Here is a 21,179-nt window from a genome sequence, read left to right on the forward strand (position 1 = left end):
AGTACAACTTAGTAAAGGTGGTTATGACTATGAAACGCATCGGTATTTTGACGAGTGGTGGAGATGCACCGGGTATGAATGCGGCTATTCGCGCGGTAACACGTAAAGCCATTCATGAAGGTATGGAAGTTTATGGTATAAACTATGGATTTGCTGGTTTAGTCGCTGGTGATATTCGTAAGTTAGATGTTCCAGATGTAGGGGATATCATCCAACGTGGAGGAACTGTGTTATATTCAGCACGTTATCCAGAGTTTGCAACAGAAGAAGGTCAACTTAAAGGGATTGAGCAATTAAATAAATTCGGTATCGAAGGTTTAGTTGTTATCGGTGGTGACGGAAGTTATCATGGAGCTTTAGCATTAACAAAACGTGGATTCCCAGCTGTTGGTATTCCAGGAACAATTGACAACGATATTCCAATGACAGATTACACTATTGGATTTGATACAGCGATTAATACTGTATTAGATGCGATGGATAAAATCCGTGACACTGCAACATCACATGTTCGTACATTTATTATTGAAGTAATGGGACGCGACGCTGGAGATATCGCTTTATGGGCAGGAGTTGCCGGTGGAGCAGATGATATTATCATTCCAGAACATGATTTTGATATGGCACAAGTAGCTAAAAAAATTCGTGAAGGCCGTGACCGTGGCAAAAAACATTGTTTAATTGTTTTAGCTGAAGGCGTTATGTCAGGTCATAAATTTGCTGATCAATTAGCTGAGTATGGTGATTTCCATGCACGTGTTTCAGTATTAGGACACGTTGTTCGTGGTGGTTCTCCATCAGCACGTGACCGTGTGTTAGCAAGTAAATTCGGAAGCTTTGCTGTTGATTTACTTAAAGATGGTCAAGGTGGACTATGTATTGGTTCATTAAATAATGAAGTTGTGGCAAATGATATTGTTGCAACATTAGAAGAAAAGAAACATCAGCCAGATTTGAGTTTGTATGATTTAAATCATCAAATCTCATTCTAATATATATAAATAAAAAATACTAAGGAGCGTTTTTTACATGAAAAAAACAAAAATTGTTTGTACAATCGGTCCAGCAAGTGAATCTTTAGACACATTAGTTGAATTAATGAACTCAGGGATGAACGTCGCTCGTTTGAACTTCTCACATGGAGATTTTGAAGAACACGGAGCACGTATTAAAAACATTCGTGAAGCCGCAAAAATTACTGGTAAAACAATTGCGATTTTACTAGATACAAAAGGTCCAGAAATTCGTACTCATAATATGAAAGATGGCATCGTTGAATTAACTACTGGGGATATCGTTCGCATTGCAATGAGCGAAGTGGAAGGAACAAAAGAAAAATTCTCAATTACATACCCAGGTTTAATTGATGATGTTCATGTAGGAAGCCACATCCTTTTAGATGATGGATTAATCGACTTAGAAGTTGTTGAAATTGATTCAGTTAACAAAGAAATCGTAACAAAAGTATTAAACGAAGGCGTATTGAAAAACAAAAAAGGTGTTAACGTGCCAAACGTAAGTATTAACTTACCTGGTATCACTGAAAAAGATGCGGCTGATATTCGTTTTGGTATTGAAAACGATGTTGACTTTATCGCAGCAAGTTTCGTTCGTCGTCCAAGTGATGTATTAGAAATTACAGAAATTTTAGAACAAAACAATGCAACTCATATCCAAATTATTTCTAAAATCGAAAACCAAGAAGGTATTGATAACTTAGATGATATCTTAAAAGTATCTAGTGGTTTAATGGTTGCTCGTGGTGACATGGGTGTTGAAATTCCAACTGAAAATGTACCAGTTGTACAAAAAGAAATGATTAGAAAATGTAATGCATTAGGAAAACCAGTTATTACAGCAACACAAATGTTAGATTCTATGCAAAAAAATCCTCGTCCAACACGTGCAGAAGCAAGTGACGTGGCCAATGCGATTTATGATGGAACTGACGCAGTTATGTTATCTGGTGAAACAGCTGCTGGGGAATACCCAATTGAAGCCGTTAAAACAATGAGAAACATTGCTGTTCGTACTGAAGCTGATTTAACTGATCGTGATGCATACGCCCTTAAATTACATAGAAAAACTGATATGACTGAGTCAATTGGTCAAGCAGTTGGACATACAGCTAAAAACTTAGATATTCAAACAATTGTCGCTGCGACAGAATCAGGACATACAGCTCGTATGATTTCTAAATACCGTCCAAAAGCTCACATTGTGGCTGCAACATTTACAGATCGTGTAGCAAGAAGTTTAGCATTAAACTGGGGAGTATTCCCAACTGTTACAACTAAACCAGATTCAACTGATGATATGTTTGGTTTAGCAACTAAAATAGCCAAAGAAACAGGATTTTCTAAAGATGGTGATTTAATTATTATCACTGCAGGAGCTCCTATTGGTGAAAGAGGAACAACTAACTTAATGAAAATTCAGTTAATTGGTTCTAAATTATGTAATGGTCAAGGAATTGGTGACTCTGCTGTCTCAGCTAAAGCTGTTGTAGCTTCTTCAGCTGATGAAGCAAACAAATCAATGGAAGATGGCGCAATTTTAGTTGTCAAAACAACTGATAAAGATTATATGCCAGCTATTTCAAAAGCTTCAGCTATCATTGTTGAAGATGGTGGATTAACTAGCCATGCTGCAGTTGTAGCCATTGCTGAAAATATTCCAGTAGTTGTTGGAGTGGAAAATGCAACATCACTTATTTCTAGTGGAACAGTTTTAACAGTTGATCCACGTCAAGGATACATCTATGAAGGCGAAACAACTGTTTAATTAACAAAATAATGTTGTTTAATCAAATAAGGGTGGGAGTTGTTAACTCCTGCTCTTTATTTGTCTATGTGTATAAAAAGAGGGTTAAAAAAATATTTAGAATAACTATGGCTTTTTTTAATAGGGGTGTGTAGAATGGTCTAGATTAGACTTTTGGAAAGGAGAAAACGTATGACAAATAAAAAGAGTATGATGTATTTAGCCATTTCAAATCTATTTTTAGTGTTTTTGGGAGCAGGTTTGGTTATTCCAGTTATGCCAATGTTAAAAGAAGACATGCATTTATCAGGTTCAACAATGGGATTGATGATTTCGGTTTTTGCTGTTTTACAGTTAATCGTATCCCCCATTGCAGGTAGTTTATCAGATAAAGTTGGTCGAAAATTAATTATTGCAATTGGTATGTTAATCTTTGCTATATCTGAACTCATTTTTGGTTTGGGGCAAGTTGTTAGTTGGTTGTATATCTCTCGTGGATTAGGTGGTGTTGCAGCAGCATTAATTATGCCATCAGTGACGGCATATGTAGCAGACGTCACAACGTTTGAGGAACGACCTAAAGCAATGGGGCTTGTTTCTGCAGCCATAAGCGGTGGCTTTATTATTGGACCAGGTGTCGGTGGCTTTTTAGCGCATTTTGGGATGCGTGTGCCATTTTTTGCAGCAGCTTTTTTATCTTTTGTAGGATTTATTATGACGATGTTAATCTTAAAAGAGCCTGAAAAACAGTTGGTTCATGGACAAGTTGCAGAAAAAGGGTCAGTCATGGATATTTTAAAAGATCCAATCTTTACATTTCCGTTTGTTGTGATTCTAATTTCGTCATTTGGCTTGCAATCATTCGAATCCATCTATAGTATTATGGCAACGATTAATTTTAATTTTAGCACATCAGAAATTGCTGCAATTATTACAGTTAGTGGTGTATTGGCTTTAATTTGCCAAGTGGTATTTTTTGATGGAATCATTAAGAGAATTGGTGAAGTAGGTTTGATTCGCGTATCTTTTTTTGCGAGCGCTATATTTGTTGGTGTCATTGCTTTTACAGATAGTAAGTGGGTCGTTGTATTATCAACATTTGTGGTGTTTTTAGCTTTTGATTTATTGCGACCAGGTATTACAACTTATTTATCAAAACATGCTGGTGACAGACAAGGAACAGTAAATGGCTTAAATTCAACATTCACAAGTTTTGGGAATATATTAGGTCCTATGGCATCTGGAATGTTGTTTGATATCAATCACTTTTATCCGTATTATGTATCTGCTGTAGTACTATTATTGACTAGCTTTTTGTCATTAATGTGGAAAAAAGAATTACCAGAAAAATAAGTAAATACATTAAAAATAAAACACTTTAAATAAACATATGTTAAAAGCAAGGGATAGCTAGTCTCTTGCTTTTATTTTATGGATTCTAACCTGTTCATCATGATTTTTAAACCGACCAATGTTATACTACGATTAGTTACATGAAATTTTTCTAGAAAGGAAGTTTTAAGATGAATGAAGTGATTAATTTACAATTAAATCATAAAAGTATTAGAAAGTTTAAGGATGAAAAATTACCGCAAGATATTGTGGAAACATTAGTCGACGTTGCCCGACATACTGCAACAAGCAATTTTATGCAGTCATATAGTATTGTGTGTTTAACATCAAAAGAAAAGAAAGCAAAATTGGCTACTATTTGTAATCAACCTTATGTGGCTGAAGCAAGCCATGTATTTATTTTTGTGGCAGATCAATATCGAAATAAACAAATTGCGACAGAAAATAATCAAGAGACAACTGTCCTACACAATATGGATCGTTACATGGTTGCAATGACCGACGCTATTTTAGCTGCACAAAATGTTAATTTAGCTGCAGAAAGTTTAGATCTTGGTACTGTCTTTTTAGGAAGTATTTTAAATGATAATGAGGCAGTAAAAGAATTATTAGAATTACCAGAATTAACCTTTGCTGTTCTTGGTCTAGCTATTGGTTATAAAGATCAAGAGCCGCAGTTGAAACCACGTTTACCAAAAGAGATGATGTTTTTTGAAGAACGTTATCAAACATTTGACAATTATGTGGATAAGTTAAAAGAATACGATGATGTTGTCACGACTTACTACGATTTACGTGATGCTAATACACGTATTGACTCATTTACTCATCAGATTACACAAGGGATGAATAGAAAACCTGTGAAACGATTAAGAGTAAAATCAGACATTGAAAATCAAGGGTTTATGACAGAATAATTTAAGGATGAAATAAAGGGAGGCAGTTCGTTTGGGAAATATTACTGAAGCATATCGTAAAAATGAAGCAATTAAGCAAGGGCTAATTATTATTATTGCCGGTTTAGCCATCGCTGTTGGATTAAATATGTTTTTGATTCCCGCTGATGTTTTTTCAGTCGGCGTAAACGGGATATCGCAATTAATTTCTGGTGTTTTAGCTAAAGCTTTTAATATAAATATTGGGACAGGGGTTTGGATTTTTATATTAAACATCCCAATTGCTATTTTAGGTTGGATAAAATTAGGTCGTTCAGCTACTATTTTAAGTTTGTTAACGGTTTTGTCTGTATCTGTGATGACCATCGTTATTCCTGTTGTACAAGTGACAGATAATCCTTTAATGAATGCAATCATTGGTGGGGTATTGTCTGGGTTAGCTATTGGACTTACGATGAAATATGGATTTAGTACTGGTGGTATGGATATTGTCTCTTTAGTTTTATCAAAGACAACTGGTCGAACAGTAGGCTCATTGATGTTTATTATTAATCTGTTCATTATTGCAGCTGCTGGATTCTTATTTAGTTGGGAATCAGCATTATATACTATTATTTCAATTTTTTGTACAACGCAAGTAGTGGATAAAATACATACAAGTCATCAAAAAGTGACAGCTTTTATTATGACAAATAGAACGGAAGAAGTTATTTTTTCTGTTCAACAATCAATTGTACGTGGCATGACTTTGTTACCAGGAACTGGAGTATTTTCACGTAAAGACGTTTCGGTTATTATGATGGTTGTGACTCGCTATGAATTATATGATTTAGAACAGGCCGTCTATAATGCAGATGATAAAGCCTTTATTAATATTATTCCAACTCAAACAGTTTTCGGACAATTTTGGAGTGAAGATGATCAAAAGAAAATTAGAGCATCCAGAGTGGAGGGGTTATAAACCTCTCTTTTTTTATATTTAAAAATCTTATTATATCAATGTTTAGCACGATAATTAAGTGATGAAATAGAAATTTTATAAAAAAAAGCTTGCATTTTATAAAACTATTCCATATACTTTGATTATCAAATCATTTGATTATCAAACTATTTCACATTGCTTTTTCTTTTTTTTACCCATATACTTTGATTATCAAACAATTAAAGGAAGAGGCAAGCATATGGATGAGAAAATTACGATTGTCAATTCGCAATTAGTCAAAGTATTTAATGACATTTTAACCATTGAAGAAACTGAACTAAAAAAGAGTGATTTTTCTGATTTATCAATTAAAGAAATGCATACCATAGAAGCCATTGGTATGGGTGGAAACAAAACAACAGGTGAAGTAGCAAAAGAATTGTCAATAACCGTCGGAACATTGACTGTTGCAATCAATAATTTGGTGAAAAAAGGTTATGTTGATCGTGTGAGAAGTGAAAGTGATCGCCGCATTGTTCGATTAAAATTAACAAATAGGGGTCGATTATTTTATCGCGTCCATCAGCATTTCCATAAAAAAATGGTTGAAGCAGTGCTAGAGGATATGTCTGAGGAAGAAAAAAAAGCATTGGTTAAAGGCCTTAGTAGCTTGCATCATTTTTTAAAAAAATATTATTAAGTAAGTAGGGAGTAAGTGATGCTATATCCTAAGATAACAAAAACAGCGAAAGCATTACCGAAAAAGAAAGTCACGAATAAAGAGCTAGAAATATTTTTAGAAACTAGTGATGAGTGGATTGAGCAACGAACAGGAATTAAAGAGCGACGTATTGCTGTAGAAGAAACGACAACATCATTAAGTATTGAGGTAGCAAGAAAATTAGTAAAAGATATTGATGCTAACTCAATTGATTTAATTATCGTTGCGACAATGTCAGCTGATATGTCAACACCATCTGTTGCGTGTCTAGTACAAGAGAGTATTGGGGCGTACCAAGCACTTTGTTTTGACATTAATGCTGCTTGCTCTGGATTTATTTATGCCTTATCAGTGGCAAATAACTATTTGTCAGGAGAACATATACAACGTGCTCTTGTGATAGGAACAGATGTGATGAGTCGGCTAGTTGATTGGTCAGATAGACAAACAGCGGTATTGTTTGGCGATGGATCAGGTGGTGTTTTAATAGAAAAAACATCCGATACACCTAGTTTTATAGGAGAATTGATCCAAGCAGACGGTCGCAGATCAAGTGCTTTATATGGCCATAGTAATATAAAACAAAATCGTTTTAGTAATGTAACTGGACAGCCTTATTTGACAATGAATGGGAAACAAATTTTTGATTTTGCATTAAGGGATGTCTCGAAAAATATGGTACAGATTTTAGAAACCAATAATAAGACATCTGACGAGATTGATTTTGTATTAGCTCATCAAGCCAATTATCGTATTCTTTTAGCTCTTTCGAAAAAAACGGGAATCAAGAAGGAAAAATTTTTAACTAACGTGGCACAATTTGGTAACACGTCAGCTGCATCTATTCCTATTTTATTGGATGATGTGGTGAATAAAAAAATAGTGACACTATCTGGTAACTCATTGTGCTTATTAACAGGATACGGTGCAGGTCTTACTTGGGGAAGTCTATTAATTAAATTATAAATTTATTGGAGGAAACAACTATGACAACATTTGAAAAAATTCAGGAAATTATTGTGGATCAATTAGGGAAAGAGGAAGAAGAAGTACAATTAACAACAAACTTTAGAGAAGAATTAGATGCAGATAGTTTAGATTTATTCCAAATTTTAAATGATATTGAAGATGCTTTTGAAGAGTATGACGTCAAGATTGAAACAGATGAAGGATTAACAACGGTTCAAGACTTAGTTAATTTCGTTGACAAACAAATTACTGCAAATAAATAAGACATAAATAGCATTGGCTGTTATTAGCCGATAGCTATTTTTTTAAAACCAAAAAAGAGGTGAATCGATGAAACAATCGACAATTTGTCAACTTTTAGATATAGATTATCCCATCATTCAAGGAGCAATGGCTTGGGTGGCTGAAGAAAAATTAGCTAGTGCAGTTTCTAATGCAGGTGGCTTAGGTTTGATTGCATCAGGCCATGCACCCAAAGAGGTGATTCAAGAAAAAATTCAAGCGGCAAGAACGCTAACTGATAAAACATTTGGAGTTAATATCATGTTAATGTCTCCATTTGTTGAAGACATCGTTGACTTAGTGATTGAAGAGCGAGTAAAAGTGATTACAACAGGTGCAGGTTCACCAGGTAAATACATGAAACGTTTTAAAGAAGCAGGCATTATCGTGATACCAGTTGTTGCGTCAGTGGCACAAGCTAAACGTATGCAAAAAGAAGGAGCAGATGCGGTTGTGGTTGAAGGAATGGAAGGTGGCGGACATATCGGGAAATCTACGACCATGACGCTAGTTCCACAAGTAGCTGACGCAGTTAGTATCCCGGTTATCGCTGCAGGAGGAATTGGGGATGGACGAGGCGTTGCAGCAGCATTAATGCTTGGCGCACAAGCTGTTCAACTTGGAACTAGATTTTTAGTATCAAAAGAATCCATTGCACATGATAATTTTAAAACAAAAGTAGTTAAAGCGAAAGATATAGATACCGTTGTGACAGGAATGCTAACAGGTCATCCAGTTAGAGGGCTTCGAAATAAATTGACTCAAACATTTGAAAAAGCAGAACGCTTTGAAGGTGGTAAAGAACAACCTGATTTTGATCGATTGGAAGATCTAGGTAAGGGCGCTTTAAAACGAGCGGTCATTGATGGGGATATAAAAAATAGTTCCATGATGGCAGGCCAAATTGCCGGCATGATTAAAACAGATGAGCAAACGTGTGAAGAAATTATTCAAGAGCTCATAACTGAAACACAGGATGTTTTGAAAAATCGTTACACTGAATGGATATTGGATAAGGAGTAAATTATGACAATCGGATTTATGTTTAGTGGTCAAGGTAGTCAATATATTGGTATGGGAAAAGAATTATATGATGAATTTCCGATATTTAAGGAGCATGTTGAGTGTGCTAGTGATGTCTTATCATTTGATATGGCTCAGTTATTGTTTGAAGAAAATGATCAGCTACATCTGACAAAATACACACAACCAGCGATTTTAACCATGAGTTGTGCCACGTCAGCTGTTGTTAAACAAGAATTTGGCATAGCAGCTTCTATGGTGGCAGGTCTTAGTTTAGGTGAGTATAGTGCTCTGGTAGAAAATCAGTCACTTTCTTTTTCTGATGCGGTGGCGTTAGTTTTCAAACGAGGTGATTTGATGGCATCAGCTGTAAAAGAAGGTCGAGGGGCCATGAGTGCTGTAATTGGATTAGATAGAGAAACAGTTGAAGCGATTTGTCAGTCGATTACGCAATTAAACCACATAGTGTTACCTGTGAATTATAATATGCCACAACAGATTGTGGTTGCAGGAGATACGTTAGCTGTAACAGAGGCAGAAAAGCAATTAAGTGAGTCTGGCGCTAAAAAGGTTGTTCGTCTTAATGTGAGTGGTCCATTTCATACACCATTAATGACACAGGCAGCAGAAACATTTTTTGAAGCGTTGCAACAGATAAATTTTTCCGCTCCTAGCATTCCTTTAATCACAAATGTTACAGGGGATGTATTACCTGATACGGTTGATATTAAAGAAAATTTGACACACCAAATGATGTCGCCTGTCTATTGGGAAGAAACAGCCCATACATTTAAACGAGAATCAGTTGAAAACTTAATCGAGTTAGGTCCAGGTAAAACATTAAGTCATTTTATTCGAGCAAGTGAGAGTACGTTAAACGTACAAAATGTTGAAAATATAAAAACACTGAATCAACTTGGCAAAAAGTTGATGAAATGGGGGTACTAGATGTTTAAAGGAAAAACAGTTGTGATTACAGGAAGTTCACGAGGGATTGGGAGGCAACTAGCGATTTGTTTTGCAAAAGAAGGGGCAAACATTGTATTAAATGCAAGAAAAGACATACCTCATGATCTGATTGAAAAAATAGAATCATTGCATGTAGAAACGCATGTTGTGATTGGGGATGTACAAGAATTTGACGAGGCTAAAAAATTAATTGATGAAGCACATAATCGATTTGGACGTGTGGATGTTTTAATTAATAATGCCGGAATAACAAGAGATACCTTATTAATGAGAATGACAGAAGAGATGTTTGATGAAGTGGTGTCTGTTAACTTAAAAGGAACATTCAATACCATTCATCATGTGTCAAAATTAATGCTAAAACAACGTTTCGGTACCATCATTAATATGTCGAGTGTCATTGGAGAAATTGGTAATGCTGGACAAGCAAATTATGCAGCGAGTAAAGCAGGCATTATCGGATTAACAAAATCAACAGCCAAAGAATTGGCAGCTCGAGGTATTACGTGTAATGCAATTGCACCAGGATTTATTGAAACAGATATGACGGATCGTTTATCCGACAAAATAAAAGAAACAACGCTATCTCATATTCCGTTAAAACGATTAGGGAAAACAGATGATATTGCAGACACAGCTCTATTTTTAGCCAGTCAGTCATACATCACTGGACAAGTGATTAATGTTGATGGTGGCATGGTAATGAACGGTTAGGAGGAATTTCATGAGACGAGTAGTTGTGACAGGAATTGGTGCCGTGACGCCAATTGGAAATACAGCGCAAGAATTTTTGACAAATATTCAAGCAGGGAAAAATGGGATTGCTCCTATTACTAAATTTGATGCATCAGAGACAGGGATTCACGTTGCTGCTGAAGTAAAGGATTTTGATCCCACTCTTTATATGGAAAAAAAAGAAACCAAACGAATGGATATGTTTTCTGTTTATGGTATCTCAGCAGCTAAGCAAGCAGTTGCTGATAGTAAGATTAATATTGATGAGATTAATGCAGATCGATTTGGCGTTATCGTCAGCTCAGGAATCGGTGGGATGAAAACGATTGAAGATCAAGTTATTCGAATGCATACAAAAGGACCAAAGCGAGTGGCACCATTTTTTGTTCCGATGGCAATTAGTAATATGGCAGCAGGAAATATTGCCATAAAAGTAGGAGCAAAAGGAATTTGTACGTCAATCGTCACAGCGTGTGCTTCTTCAACCAATGCGATTGGTGAGGCATTTAGAAATATCAAACATGGTTATTCTGACATTATTTTAGCTGGAGGGTCAGAGGCAACCATTTGTGAGATAGGTATCTCTGGGTTTGCCGCATTGACCGCTTTATCAAATTCAGATAATCCAGAACGAGCGTCAATTCCTTTTGATAAAGAGCGAAATGGGTTTGTCATGGGAGAAGGTAGTGCTGTTTTAGTATTGGAAGAATTAGACCATGCGAAAAAACGAGGCGCTAAAATATATGGAGAAGTTGTTGGATATGGCTCCAATTGCGATGCAAATCATATCACTAGTCCAAGTAGTGATGGTTCTGGCGCTGGAAAATGTATGATATTAGCTATGGAAGAAGCAGGGATTACACCAGAAGATGTGAGTTATATCAATGCTCATGGAACAAGTACACCAACAAATGATGGGGCAGAAACAACGGCGATAAAATATGCCATGAAAGAATCTGCTTATACTACACCTGTATCGAGTACTAAAAGCATGGTGGGGCATTTATTAGGAGCTGCTGGAGCAGTTGAAGCGTTAGCTTGCTTGGGTGCATTAATGACTGACACTATTCCACCAACTATTGGGTTAGAAGAAGTAGATGAAGCGTGTGATTTAGATTACGTGCCAAACAAAAAACGTAACGTACCTGTTAACTATACATTAAGTAACTCACTAGGTTTTGGTGGGCATAATGCTGTTATCGCGATGAAAAAGTGGCGGGGTGAGTAGTGTGAGTATTGAATCGGTTAAAGAATTAGTGAGTCAATTTGAACAGAGTGACATTCGTGAAATGAACGTCACTGTAGAAGGGTTATCTCTCTATTTGAGTAAAAATGAAGTCAATCATTCTAATGAACCTCAAACGTTATCCAAAGTATTGAAAGAAGAAACGATGGATAGTGTAGAAGAGATAAAATCAGTTTCAACGAAAGAAAATCCTACTGATATAGAAAGTGAACCATTAGATGGAAAAATTATCACCTCACCAATTGTTGGAGTCATTTACACGTCAAGTGAACCTGGAAAACCATCTTTTGTATCAGTCGGAGACAGTGTATCTGTTGGTGACACGCTATGTATTATTGAAGCCATGAAGATTATGAATGATGTCGTGAGTGATACGTCAGGAACTATATCAGAAATATTTGTGGAAAATGAGCAAATTATTGAATTTGGTCAACCATTATTTAGAATTTCTTAGGAGGAAGAACACATGCAATTAAATGTACAAGAAATTATGGAAATCATTCCAAATCGTTACCCAATCATGATGGTTGATAGAGTATTGGAACTAGAACCTGGAAAATACGTCAAAGCAGTAAAAAATGTGACCTACAATGAACACTTTTTCCCTGGACATTTTCCTGGTGAGCCAGTAATGCCTGGCGTATTGATTTTAGAAGCACTAGCACAAACTGGATCTATTCCTTTATTAAAAAGTGAAGAATTTCAAGGGAAAACTGGTTACTTAGGAGGAATAGACAAAGTAAAATTCCGTCAAAAAGTTGTACCAGGTGATGTATTAATCATGGAAATGGAAATCATTAAACAAAAAGGGAATATTGGCATAGGAAAAGCAACGGCAAAAGTCGAAGATAAAGTTGTTTGTCAAGCGTTGATGACCTTTATTATAGGAGCATAAAAGATGTTTGAAAAAGTACTAATAGCAAACCGTGGAGAAATCGCTGTTCGGATTATTCGTGCTTGTCAAGAACTTGAAATAAAAACAGTTGCCATTTATTCTGAAGCGGATAAAGAGGCTCTTCATGTGGCGTTAGCTGATGAAGCCATTTGTATTGGTCCAGCTAAAGCAACAGATTCTTATCTTAATATGCATAATATTTTAAGCGCTGCCGTTATAACAGGTGCTCAAGCCATTCATCCTGGATTTGGTTTTTTGGCAGAGAATAGCTTGTTTGCAGAGATGTGCGAAGAATGTCAAATTACTTTTATCGGTCCAAAAGCGAAGACAATTGATGAGATGGGAAATAAAGTGAACGCAAGAAGACTGATGATTGAAGCGCAAGTCCCTGTCATACCCGGTAGTAATGGTGCTATAGACTCAATAGAGGAAGCAAAAAAAATCGCCAAAAAAATTGGTTACCCTCTGATGCTAAAAGCCGCAGCAGGCGGTGGTGGAAAAGGGATTCGTAAAGTGATGAGTGAAGAGGAGTTAGCCACTCATTTTTCATCTGCCCAAAAAGAAGCCTTAGCAGCATTTGGTAATGGTGACATGTATATTGAAAAAATTATTTATCCAGCAAAACACATTGAGGTTCAAATATTGGGTGATCATTTTGGACATGTGATTCATTTAGGGGAGCGAGATTGTTCGCTTCAAAGAAATAATCAAAAAGTCTTAGAAGAAGCCCCTGCCCATTCCTTAACAGATCAATTGAGACAAGCAATTGGTGAAACAGCGATAAAAGCGGCGAAAGCTGTGAACTATCAAAATGCTGGAACGATTGAATTTTTAGTAGACGAATACAATGAGTTTTATTTTATGGAAATGAACACACGAATTCAAGTAGAACACCCTGTGACAGAAATGATTACAGGAGTAGATATTGTTAAATGGCAATTAAAAATTGCAGCGAATCAACCTTTACTACTAAAACAGAAAGATATTCAGTTGACAGGTCATGCCATTGAGTGTCGCCTAAATGCGGAAAATCCAGCATTTAATTTTGCGCCATCGCCTGGTACTGTTTCAACGTTATTTTTACCTTCTGGATGTTTAGGTTTAAGAGTTGACAGTGCGATGTATCAGGGTTATACAATTCCACCATTTTACGACTCTATGATTGCGAAAATTATTGTACATGGAAAGACTCGTGAGGAAGCCATACTCAAAATGAATCGAGCTTTATTAGAATTGGTGGTAGAAGGTGTGACAACAAATCAGCTGTTTCAAATTGATTTATTGACCCATCCGTCTGTTGTAAAAGGTGAGTATGATACCTCATTTTTACAAACGACTTTTTTGCCAAATTGGTCTAGTGAGTAACATGCAAAAGGAGGATAAGTATGGGATTATTTAAAAAAAGAGATTATATACGAATCACTCCTGTAAAAAAAGAAACTAAATCGAGTGACAAACCTCATGTCCCTGATGGTGTATGGGAAAAATGCCCAAATTGTGCCAAAGCACTTCATCAAAAAGAATTAGGTCAAGAACGAACGTGTCATCATTGTGGTTATTGCTTCAGATTAGATGCTTATAGTCGATTAAATATGATTTTAGATGAGGGAACATTTGAAGAGATGGATACAAATTTACCTTTTAAAAATCAGATTGAGTTTCCTGGTTATGAAGAAAAGCTAAAGCAAGCGAAAGAAAAAACCGGATTAGATGAAGCTGTTGTGACAGGAATAGGACAAATTAATCAACAAAAAGTGATGATTGGTGTCATGGATAGTCGATTTATAATGGGGAGCATGAGCCATATTGTTGGAGAAAAAATCACTCGTTTATTTGAAAAAGCAACAAAAGATAAACAACCAGTTATCATCTTTACAGCGTCTGGTGGTGCACGCATGCAAGAAGGAATCATTTCTCTCATGCAGATGGCTAAAATATCTGGTGCTGTCAAACGGCATAGTGAAGAAGGATTACTTTATATGACAGTTCTCACAGATCCCACAACAGGTGGTGTGACAGCAAGTTTTGCTATGCAAGGAGATATTATTTTAGCAGAGCCGCAAGCGTTGATTGGTTTTGCAGGCCGACGTGTCATTGAGCAAACCATTCGTCAAACATTGCCAGATGATTTTCAACGAGCTGAATTTTTATTAGAACATGGCTTTGTCGATAAAATTGTGAAACGACAACATCTCAAATCTGTGTTATCACAACTATTACATTTGCATCAAGGTGGTGAAATGTGTGACTAAAAAAACAGCCAGTGATATTGTTCAATTAGCACGAGATAGTAAACGACTAACAACACGTGAGTTGATAGATGGATTAGTTGATGGATTTATCGAATGTCACGGAGATCGATACTATGGTGATGATAAAGCCATTGTAGGTGGTATAGGATTCATTGAAAAAATACCGGTGACAGTTATCGGAATCCAAAAAGGTCAAACATTAGAGGAAAATGTCCAAACAAAATTTGGCTCACCAACACCTGAAGGGTATCGAAAAGCACTTAGATTAATGAAACAGGCAGAAAAATTTAAGCGTCCTATTATGACATTAGTCAATACACCCGGAGCTTTTTGTGGAATTGAAGCAGAAGAAAGAGGTGAAGGTGAAGCTATTGCCAAAAATTTATATGAAATGAGCCAACTCCAAGTGCCTATCCTGTCAATTTTAACAGGCGAAGGCGGTAGTGGTGGTGCATTAGCATTAGCTGTAGCCAATGATGTATGGATGCTAGAGAATAGCATTTATTCGATTTTATCACCTGAAGGGTTTGCGTCAATACTTTGGAAAGACAGCAGTCGCGCTTCAGAAGCTGCTGAAATAATGAAATTAACCGCTCCTGACTTAAAGAGGTTAGGAGTAATTGATAAAATAATAAAAGAAACAGATGAGATAGGTGAGTTATCAAATGCTCAATTAATAGGTCAGTTAAAGCAAGAAATCTTAAAGCAACTTGATTATTATAAAACATGTTCCGTTTCAGAACTGCAAGATCAACGCTATGAACGATTTAGAAAATTTTAATAAAGGCATTATCTAAGTCATTTACAAACATTCATTTCTCGGTTAATATAAAAGTGAGTTTATATTGAGGGGGTAAGAATGAGTATGAGTGAATCAAAATGGACAGATGAAGAATTGAGTGCTGTACAAGAAGATATTATTGCTGCTCTTGAAACAGTTATTGACCCAGAGCTTGGGATAGATATTGTTAATTTAGGATTGATTTATGAAGTGAATTTAGATGAAGAGGGTTATTGTGAGATTAAAATGACCTTAACAACGATGGGATGTCCATTGGCAGATGTCATTACTGAACAAATCCATGATGCATTAAGTGATATAGATGAAATCAAAAAACTAGAAGTTAAACTAGTTTGGTATCCTGCCTGGACAACTGATAGAATGAGCAGATATGCCAGAATTTCTTTAGGGATAAGATAAGGCTGATATAACAGTGTTTTAACAGGTTTTTATCAGTAATCTAATCAGTATAGAACAGAATATTTTTAACAGTTACTCAGGTATCTCAGACACTTTCTGAATTACAGATGGTTATGAGGGTACTCAGAGGCAACAGTTATATAAAAGAAAGACTTTCTCTACATGTAAAAATGTAAAGGAGGTCTTTTTTGTGTTATATACAGATATTTTACTTGCTGACCTGTTACTAGAAATGGAAATAACAGACAAAGCAAGAGGACTTACAGACAAAACAGTTAAAAAGAATAGAAAGTTTTTACTTATGTTCTTTAGATATTTAGACAGTGAGTACTCTGTAACAAGTTTAAGAGAGTTACAGCCAGTTCATATAAAACAGTTCATGATCTATAAAAAGAATGAAGGGGCAGCTGAGTCTTATGTCAATGTCTTTCTAAGATGTATCAGGGCATTGTGTAAGTATGCAGAGGGTGAATGTTACATTACTGCAGAGCAAAATCCTACATTGAGAGTTAAGTGGATGAAAGAGCAAAAGAGAATTATCAGAGCATGGTCAGATGAGGACATTATTAAAATGATTAATTATTCAGAACAGAAAGTCAGAGATAGAAGAAAAAAACTTACTGGTAAAAGAGGAGCATATTCTTTGTTTATAGCAGAAAGGGACTTGCTAATGGTTCTCTTGTTAATTGATACAGGACTTAGGGTAGGTGAGTTGATGAACCTATCAAACAAGAATTTAACATCTAAAGCTGTATATGTAATCAATGGAAAAGGCAAGAAAGACAGAGTTGTTTACTGTTCCCCAAAGATTACTAAACAAAGAATGAAATATGAGAGAGCAAAGCAACTGTATTTCAATAGTAAGGAAGATATAAGTGTTCAAGATTATGTATTTGTTAATAAGGATGGCAATAGATTATCAGTTGATATGGCAGAAAGAATTGTAACAAAAATAGGACAGAATGCAGGCTGTGATAACAGTATCAGAATGAGTCCTCACACTTTTAGACATTACTTTACTCAAAAACAACTTGATTTAGGAGCTAATGTCTATGATCTACAGACACTGTTAGGACACTCATCAATAAAGACAACAGAAACTTATTTAAAATCAATCAGTTCTAAAAAGGTTTTAAAAAGAGGGCTTGAGAAAAGTCCACTCATGAATTTAAGTATAAAGAAAAACTAGATTAATTAAAGGCATAAAAAAGACTCCTGTTACAGCAGGAGTCAAGTTTGACAGTTTTACCCAGAGTTTAATTGAATAAACCAGTCATTTACTGGAATAACAAAATAAACCAGTACACTACCATTATAAAGAGTTAGGAAACTTTTATCAAGATATAGGTAGACTGGTCAGCCTCCTATTTGGACTTTCATGGGCTGAAAGAAATAACAGTAACCAGTGAGTTACATTTCATTGAAAGTGAGTCTGCTACAGGACTGATGCAAAAAAACTAGTAGGGAGTTAGATTTATGACAGTTATGTCTGACTCATACCCCCTGGAGAATGCTGCCAGTCTGTTAAAAAGTGCAAGGAAGGAGTCCTTTTGTGGGCTGCTTTTCCAACTGTATCTATACCCAAGCAGTGTTTTTAAAGTCTTGACTGCTTTGGACAGTAGGTCCTGAAATAATCTCAAGGTGGTACAGTTTGGTTTCTCAAGGGCAAGGTGAGAGAGTAAAAAGCAGTTAGTCTATACTAAAACTAGTGTTTTAAGACAGTTTTTGCTGTTCTTAGGGTAGAGTCTGCCTAAAAGCCTTGCAAGCAAGACTTGAAACAGTATTACAATGATGTATGTGTATCTGTTGTGATTTACAGATAATAAAAAAGAGCCTAAATTAATAGACTCTTAAAACTATTTATCTTTTACTGTATAGTGTTGAGTTTTAACAACTGCAGGCTCTGAAGATGAGTCATCTTGCTCAGAGAATTGAACAAGTTGTATAGTGTGTTCTCCTTCTGTAAGTTCTTCTGATCTCTTTCCAAGTTCATCTGAGTCAAGGATAACATCTGTTTGATTATGTGAGAATTGTTCTGTATCAATTTCTTTTCCATCTACAAAAATATGTGTCAGTTTTGAACCATCAAACCCCTCAACATATAGTGAAAGACCTTGTCCAAAAGTATCTTTCTTATAGAAAATAATGATTTCATCTCCATCAGCAGTGTTTCCAGATGGACTACCAATATTAAATGTACCTCCATCTACATCCTCTGGCTTAAATGTTTCTTTTTTGACAGTTTCTTTCTCTGTAGTGTCTTTCTCAATAGTTTCAACTTTTTCAGAAGAACTTTCTTTTGTTTCTTTATCTGATTTACCAGAACAACCTGCCAATAAAATTAAAGATAATAGGCTGATTGCAGATAGTTTTGTTATTTTATTCAATGCTTTCTCCTCCATTTAGTAAAGTGTTTTCATTGTTATTATACCACTAATGTATATAATTATTAAACAGTAATACTGTTATTTATATAATACATATGTAAGATTGAAATCTTGTTTGAATATAAATGAAATGTTATAGTTAAATATAAATAAGCTCTGTGTTATTGGTTGGGTGCTATCTGTTTATTCTTTATCACAAAAGCTGTAAACTGGTTTCTGCATGTTTAGGGTGGGAATGCATTGCTTATTCATTGACTTACATTAAATCAGTTTTTACTGGTTATATGTAGTCTTTTTTTTGTATAAAAATTTAAATGGCATATATGTATTTGGTCAGTAGTTGACTGGTTTTTATAGACAATTATAAGGTACTGGATACATGAGTATGTGAGTTGTTTAGATAGTGATTTTCTACTTAAAATATTTATATTGGTTATACAACTATATAATATTTCTTACACAGCTGTGTAAGTTTTCTTATACAGTTAACATTTATATTGTATTTTATTTATATATAAAAATGCATATATTAGATAATTTGCTCATAAAATTCTTGTGTTTTTTCTAAAAATTTGATATACTTATTTTGTGATAAAGAAAAAATAAAAGCAGAATTAGGAGAGATTGATTAATGATTACAGAGAATGAAAAAGTATTTAATAATGTAAAGGTTTTATTTGGTGATATAGAAAATGGTATAGATGAATATGCTGAGTTAAAAGAGGTAGTAGATGCTTTTTATCAGGACTATAAAGAGTTAACAAGCAATAAAGAAAAGTATGGTGATAGACAGGTATTGGGAATAAATATTGTATTAGCTAAACATTGTGAAGATAGTAATGTTTATGACATAGAGGCAGAGTTCAAGACAGATAGTATAAAAGAAGAGAATGGCAAAGTTATAACAGAATTTGAATGTTTAATGTCTGAGTTAAAATGGAATAGTAAAGCAGAGGTAGCAGATAGGTTGTTTAAACAGATAACTGCAGATGCTGCCATTAATGTTCCTGTAGATTTATTTGAGGTTTACAATTAAATGAGTAATACAGAGTTGTTCATGACTGGTGGACAGCTCTTTTTTTTGTGGTCTTTTTTACATAAATCACTGGATAATTCTAATTAAAATATAATGAAAAATACACTTTAAAACAGTTAAAAAGATTACTAGTTAAAACATTTTATAAAAGGATCAACAGAAAGATATAAAAGTTAAAATTGAATGGCAAACTGGCAGGCAGGGGCAAGGATGTAATTCTTTTTATTTTTATTCTTTTTTCAACAGCCTATACACTGAGTAACTGATTATCTGATTATCTATACACTGTTATATAAAAATTAAGTACTAATGTTTTTATTTAAGTTGGTCCATTCATGGACATATTTTATTACTTACTATTTTTAAAACAGTAAATACTATTATAACAAGGTTTACAACACTATATGTTTGATAGATAACCCTTAAGTACTTGCTTATATCTGTCTAACTATATATTACTGTAATACAGTATTACTGTATATACTGTAACTACAGAGTTACAACAGAAACTCACAGGGATGATTGTTGACAGATGAGCAGATGAGTAGTTGACCAGTTGGGCAGTCAATGTATGTTTACTAGAGTTATGAGCTTGTTTAAACTGGTTTACTAGAGTTGCAGTTACTGTCCTAGTCTACAATAGTTCTAATTATCCATATAATGCTGTTTAAGGTGTTTTATTGTTTATTTAATATAAATACATGTGAAATAAAATAAAAGCTCTTAGAAAGCAAATAATAGCTTTTTAAGTGTATGTGAGAATTTAACAGTTGCTTATTAGTGTTGGAACTCCTTCCAATGCTCTTTTTTTATGCCTAAAACAGTTTTAGTTAAACCAGTAAACATAATAGTGCATCAAGAAAACTTTATTTAAAAAGATTTTATATATCTGTCACACAAGCAAATAAAAAGACTATGTATAAGTATAAGACAAAATTACTAGAAAACTAGAGTAAGAAAAGGAGTTAAAAATGAGTGAAAATAAAAAGCAATTAATCAGAAAAATAACAAGAGAGCAGTTTGTTAAAGAATTACAACAATCTGAAATGCAGAAGTTACATCAACCTGAGTACAAATACATTGCCAATACTACAAAAAAGATAACTAACTATGTTGAAGATATGCCAATGCTAGTTAAATCAGAGCCAGTTGAGTTCCTGAATAACAATGATGATGTCTACAAAGATGTATTCATTCATTTCTCAGCTAATCAAGTCAGAGCTGGAATTATCAAGGAATTAGTACCTGAGGGAATTGAAAAAGGTGGAATGATTGGGGCTAGAAACTTCACTGTTTTAATGGCAATTGCAAGTTATATGGATGCAGAGGGTAAGGCATTCCCAAGCCAGAGACTATTACAAGAGATTACTGGCTTGGGAAGATCATCAATAGGAAAAGCCACAGCAGATTTGGGACAGATAAGAATAGCAGGACATAAGCTACTGACTATTGTAAAAGAAAGAGGATACAGAAATGTAGAAAAGTCTGTGTATTTTTTTAATCCTGATGCAGTCATTGAAATGATTTAA

22 protein-coding genes are annotated in these 21,179 nt (G+C 34.9%); 21 read left to right on the forward strand and 1 reads right to left on the reverse strand.

Features of this window, described 5'->3' with window-relative positions; genetic code table 11:
• Nucleotides 1-29 precede the first annotated feature (29 nt).
• From pfkA to CBF36_RS03780, 19 genes are all read left to right on the forward strand, one after another.
• Nucleotides 30-992 (forward strand): 6-phosphofructokinase, encoded by a 963-nt coding sequence (gene pfkA, locus CBF36_RS03690; protein WP_125956733.1) that lies wholly within the window; start codon nucleotides 30-32, stop codon nucleotides 990-992.
• A gap of 37 nt (nucleotides 993-1,029) precedes the next feature.
• Nucleotides 1,030-2,784, forward strand: coding sequence for a pyruvate kinase (gene pyk, locus CBF36_RS03695; protein ID WP_125956735.1), 1,755 nt, complete (start codon nucleotides 1,030-1,032; stop codon nucleotides 2,782-2,784).
• Between the two features lie 171 nt (nucleotides 2,785-2,955).
• Nucleotides 2,956-4,116 (forward strand): MFS transporter, encoded by a 1,161-nt coding sequence (locus CBF36_RS03700; RefSeq protein WP_125956737.1) that lies wholly within the window; start codon nucleotides 2,956-2,958, stop codon nucleotides 4,114-4,116.
• A 170-nt stretch (nucleotides 4,117-4,286) separates the two neighbouring features.
• On the forward strand, nucleotides 4,287-5,033 hold the full coding sequence (locus CBF36_RS03705; RefSeq protein WP_125956739.1) for an NADPH-dependent oxidoreductase: 747 nt from the start codon (nucleotides 4,287-4,289) through the stop codon (nucleotides 5,031-5,033).
• Nucleotides 5,034-5,064: 31 nt separating this feature from the next.
• Nucleotides 5,065-5,973: a YitT family protein gene (locus tag CBF36_RS03710; RefSeq protein WP_243637968.1), complete on the forward strand. Its 909-nt coding sequence runs from the start codon at nucleotides 5,065-5,067 to the stop codon at nucleotides 5,971-5,973.
• 220 nt (nucleotides 5,974-6,193) lie between these two features.
• Nucleotides 6,194-6,634 carry a fatty acid biosynthesis transcriptional regulator FabT gene (gene fabT / locus CBF36_RS03715; RefSeq protein ID WP_117972919.1) on the forward strand — a complete coding sequence of 147 codons (441 nt, stop codon included), beginning with the start codon at nucleotides 6,194-6,196 and terminating at the stop codon, nucleotides 6,632-6,634.
• An 18-nt stretch (nucleotides 6,635-6,652) separates the two neighbouring features.
• The gene (locus CBF36_RS03720) at nucleotides 6,653-7,621 is read left to right on the forward strand and encodes a beta-ketoacyl-ACP synthase III (protein ID WP_125956741.1); all 969 of its coding nucleotides are present in this window, start codon (nucleotides 6,653-6,655) and stop codon (nucleotides 7,619-7,621) included.
• A 20-nt stretch (nucleotides 7,622-7,641) separates the two neighbouring features.
• Nucleotides 7,642-7,887 (forward strand): acyl carrier protein, encoded by a 246-nt coding sequence (locus CBF36_RS03725; protein ID WP_125956743.1) that lies wholly within the window; start codon nucleotides 7,642-7,644, stop codon nucleotides 7,885-7,887.
• Between the two features lie 67 nt (nucleotides 7,888-7,954).
• The gene (gene fabK / locus CBF36_RS03730) at nucleotides 7,955-8,929 is read left to right on the forward strand and encodes an enoyl-[acyl-carrier-protein] reductase FabK (RefSeq protein ID WP_125956745.1); all 975 of its coding nucleotides are present in this window, start codon (nucleotides 7,955-7,957) and stop codon (nucleotides 8,927-8,929) included.
• Nucleotides 8,930-8,932: 3 nt separating this feature from the next.
• Nucleotides 8,933-9,877, forward strand: a complete 945-nt coding sequence (gene fabD, locus CBF36_RS03735) for an ACP S-malonyltransferase (protein ID WP_125956747.1) — start codon at nucleotides 8,933-8,935, stop codon at nucleotides 9,875-9,877.
• Nucleotides 9,878-10,612, forward strand: a complete 735-nt coding sequence (fabG, locus tag CBF36_RS03740; RefSeq protein WP_125956748.1) for a 3-oxoacyl-[acyl-carrier-protein] reductase — start codon at nucleotides 9,878-9,880, stop codon at nucleotides 10,610-10,612.
• Nucleotides 10,613-10,622: 10 nt separating this feature from the next.
• On the forward strand, nucleotides 10,623-11,861 hold the full coding sequence (gene fabF / locus CBF36_RS03745) for a beta-ketoacyl-ACP synthase II (RefSeq protein WP_125956750.1): 1,239 nt from the start codon (nucleotides 10,623-10,625) through the stop codon (nucleotides 11,859-11,861).
• 1 nt (nucleotide 11,862) lies between these two features.
• Complete coding sequence (accB, locus tag CBF36_RS03750; RefSeq protein ID WP_165865372.1) at nucleotides 11,863-12,333, forward strand: acetyl-CoA carboxylase biotin carboxyl carrier protein; 471 nt, start codon at nucleotides 11,863-11,865, stop codon at nucleotides 12,331-12,333.
• A 12-nt stretch (nucleotides 12,334-12,345) separates the two neighbouring features.
• The gene (gene fabZ, locus CBF36_RS03755; protein ID WP_117972911.1) at nucleotides 12,346-12,774 is read left to right on the forward strand and encodes a 3-hydroxyacyl-ACP dehydratase FabZ; all 429 of its coding nucleotides are present in this window, start codon (nucleotides 12,346-12,348) and stop codon (nucleotides 12,772-12,774) included.
• Nucleotides 12,775-12,777: 3 nt separating this feature from the next.
• Complete coding sequence (locus CBF36_RS03760) at nucleotides 12,778-14,139, forward strand: acetyl-CoA carboxylase biotin carboxylase subunit (protein ID WP_125956753.1); 1,362 nt, start codon at nucleotides 12,778-12,780, stop codon at nucleotides 14,137-14,139.
• A gap of 20 nt (nucleotides 14,140-14,159) precedes the next feature.
• On the forward strand, nucleotides 14,160-15,026 hold the full coding sequence (accD, locus tag CBF36_RS03765; protein ID WP_125956755.1) for an acetyl-CoA carboxylase, carboxyltransferase subunit beta: 867 nt from the start codon (nucleotides 14,160-14,162) through the stop codon (nucleotides 15,024-15,026).
• On the forward strand, nucleotides 15,019-15,807 hold the full coding sequence (gene accA, locus CBF36_RS03770) for an acetyl-CoA carboxylase carboxyl transferase subunit alpha (RefSeq protein WP_125956757.1): 789 nt from the start codon (nucleotides 15,019-15,021) through the stop codon (nucleotides 15,805-15,807). The genes accD and accA overlap by 8 nt, the downstream gene beginning before the upstream one ends.
• Before the next feature lie 84 nt (nucleotides 15,808-15,891).
• Nucleotides 15,892-16,227, forward strand: a complete 336-nt coding sequence (locus CBF36_RS03775) for a metal-sulfur cluster assembly factor (RefSeq protein WP_416340690.1) — start codon at nucleotides 15,892-15,894, stop codon at nucleotides 16,225-16,227.
• 190 nt (nucleotides 16,228-16,417) lie between these two features.
• Nucleotides 16,418-17,416 (forward strand): tyrosine-type recombinase/integrase, encoded by a 999-nt coding sequence (locus CBF36_RS03780; RefSeq protein WP_125956761.1) that lies wholly within the window; start codon nucleotides 16,418-16,420, stop codon nucleotides 17,414-17,416.
• A 667-nt stretch (nucleotides 17,417-18,083) separates the two neighbouring features.
• Here CBF36_RS03780 and CBF36_RS03785 read toward each other — a convergent pair.
• A complete protein-coding gene (locus CBF36_RS03785) occupies nucleotides 18,084-18,614 on the reverse strand; it encodes a hypothetical protein (protein WP_125956763.1) in 531 nt (176 codons plus the stop codon).
• A 631-nt stretch (nucleotides 18,615-19,245) separates the two neighbouring features.
• Here CBF36_RS03785 and CBF36_RS03790 point away from each other — a divergent pair.
• Nucleotides 19,246-19,650 (forward strand): hypothetical protein, encoded by a 405-nt coding sequence (locus tag CBF36_RS03790; protein WP_125956765.1) that lies wholly within the window; start codon nucleotides 19,246-19,248, stop codon nucleotides 19,648-19,650.
• Nucleotides 19,651-20,621: 971 nt separating this feature from the next.
• The gene (locus CBF36_RS03795; protein ID WP_125956767.1) at nucleotides 20,622-21,179 is read left to right on the forward strand and encodes a helix-turn-helix domain-containing protein; all 558 of its coding nucleotides are present in this window, start codon (nucleotides 20,622-20,624) and stop codon (nucleotides 21,177-21,179) included.

Source organism: Vagococcus bubulae, assembly GCF_003950315.1.
In the GTDB taxonomy this organism is placed as follows: domain Bacteria; phylum Bacillota; class Bacilli; order Lactobacillales; family Vagococcaceae; genus Vagococcus; species Vagococcus bubulae.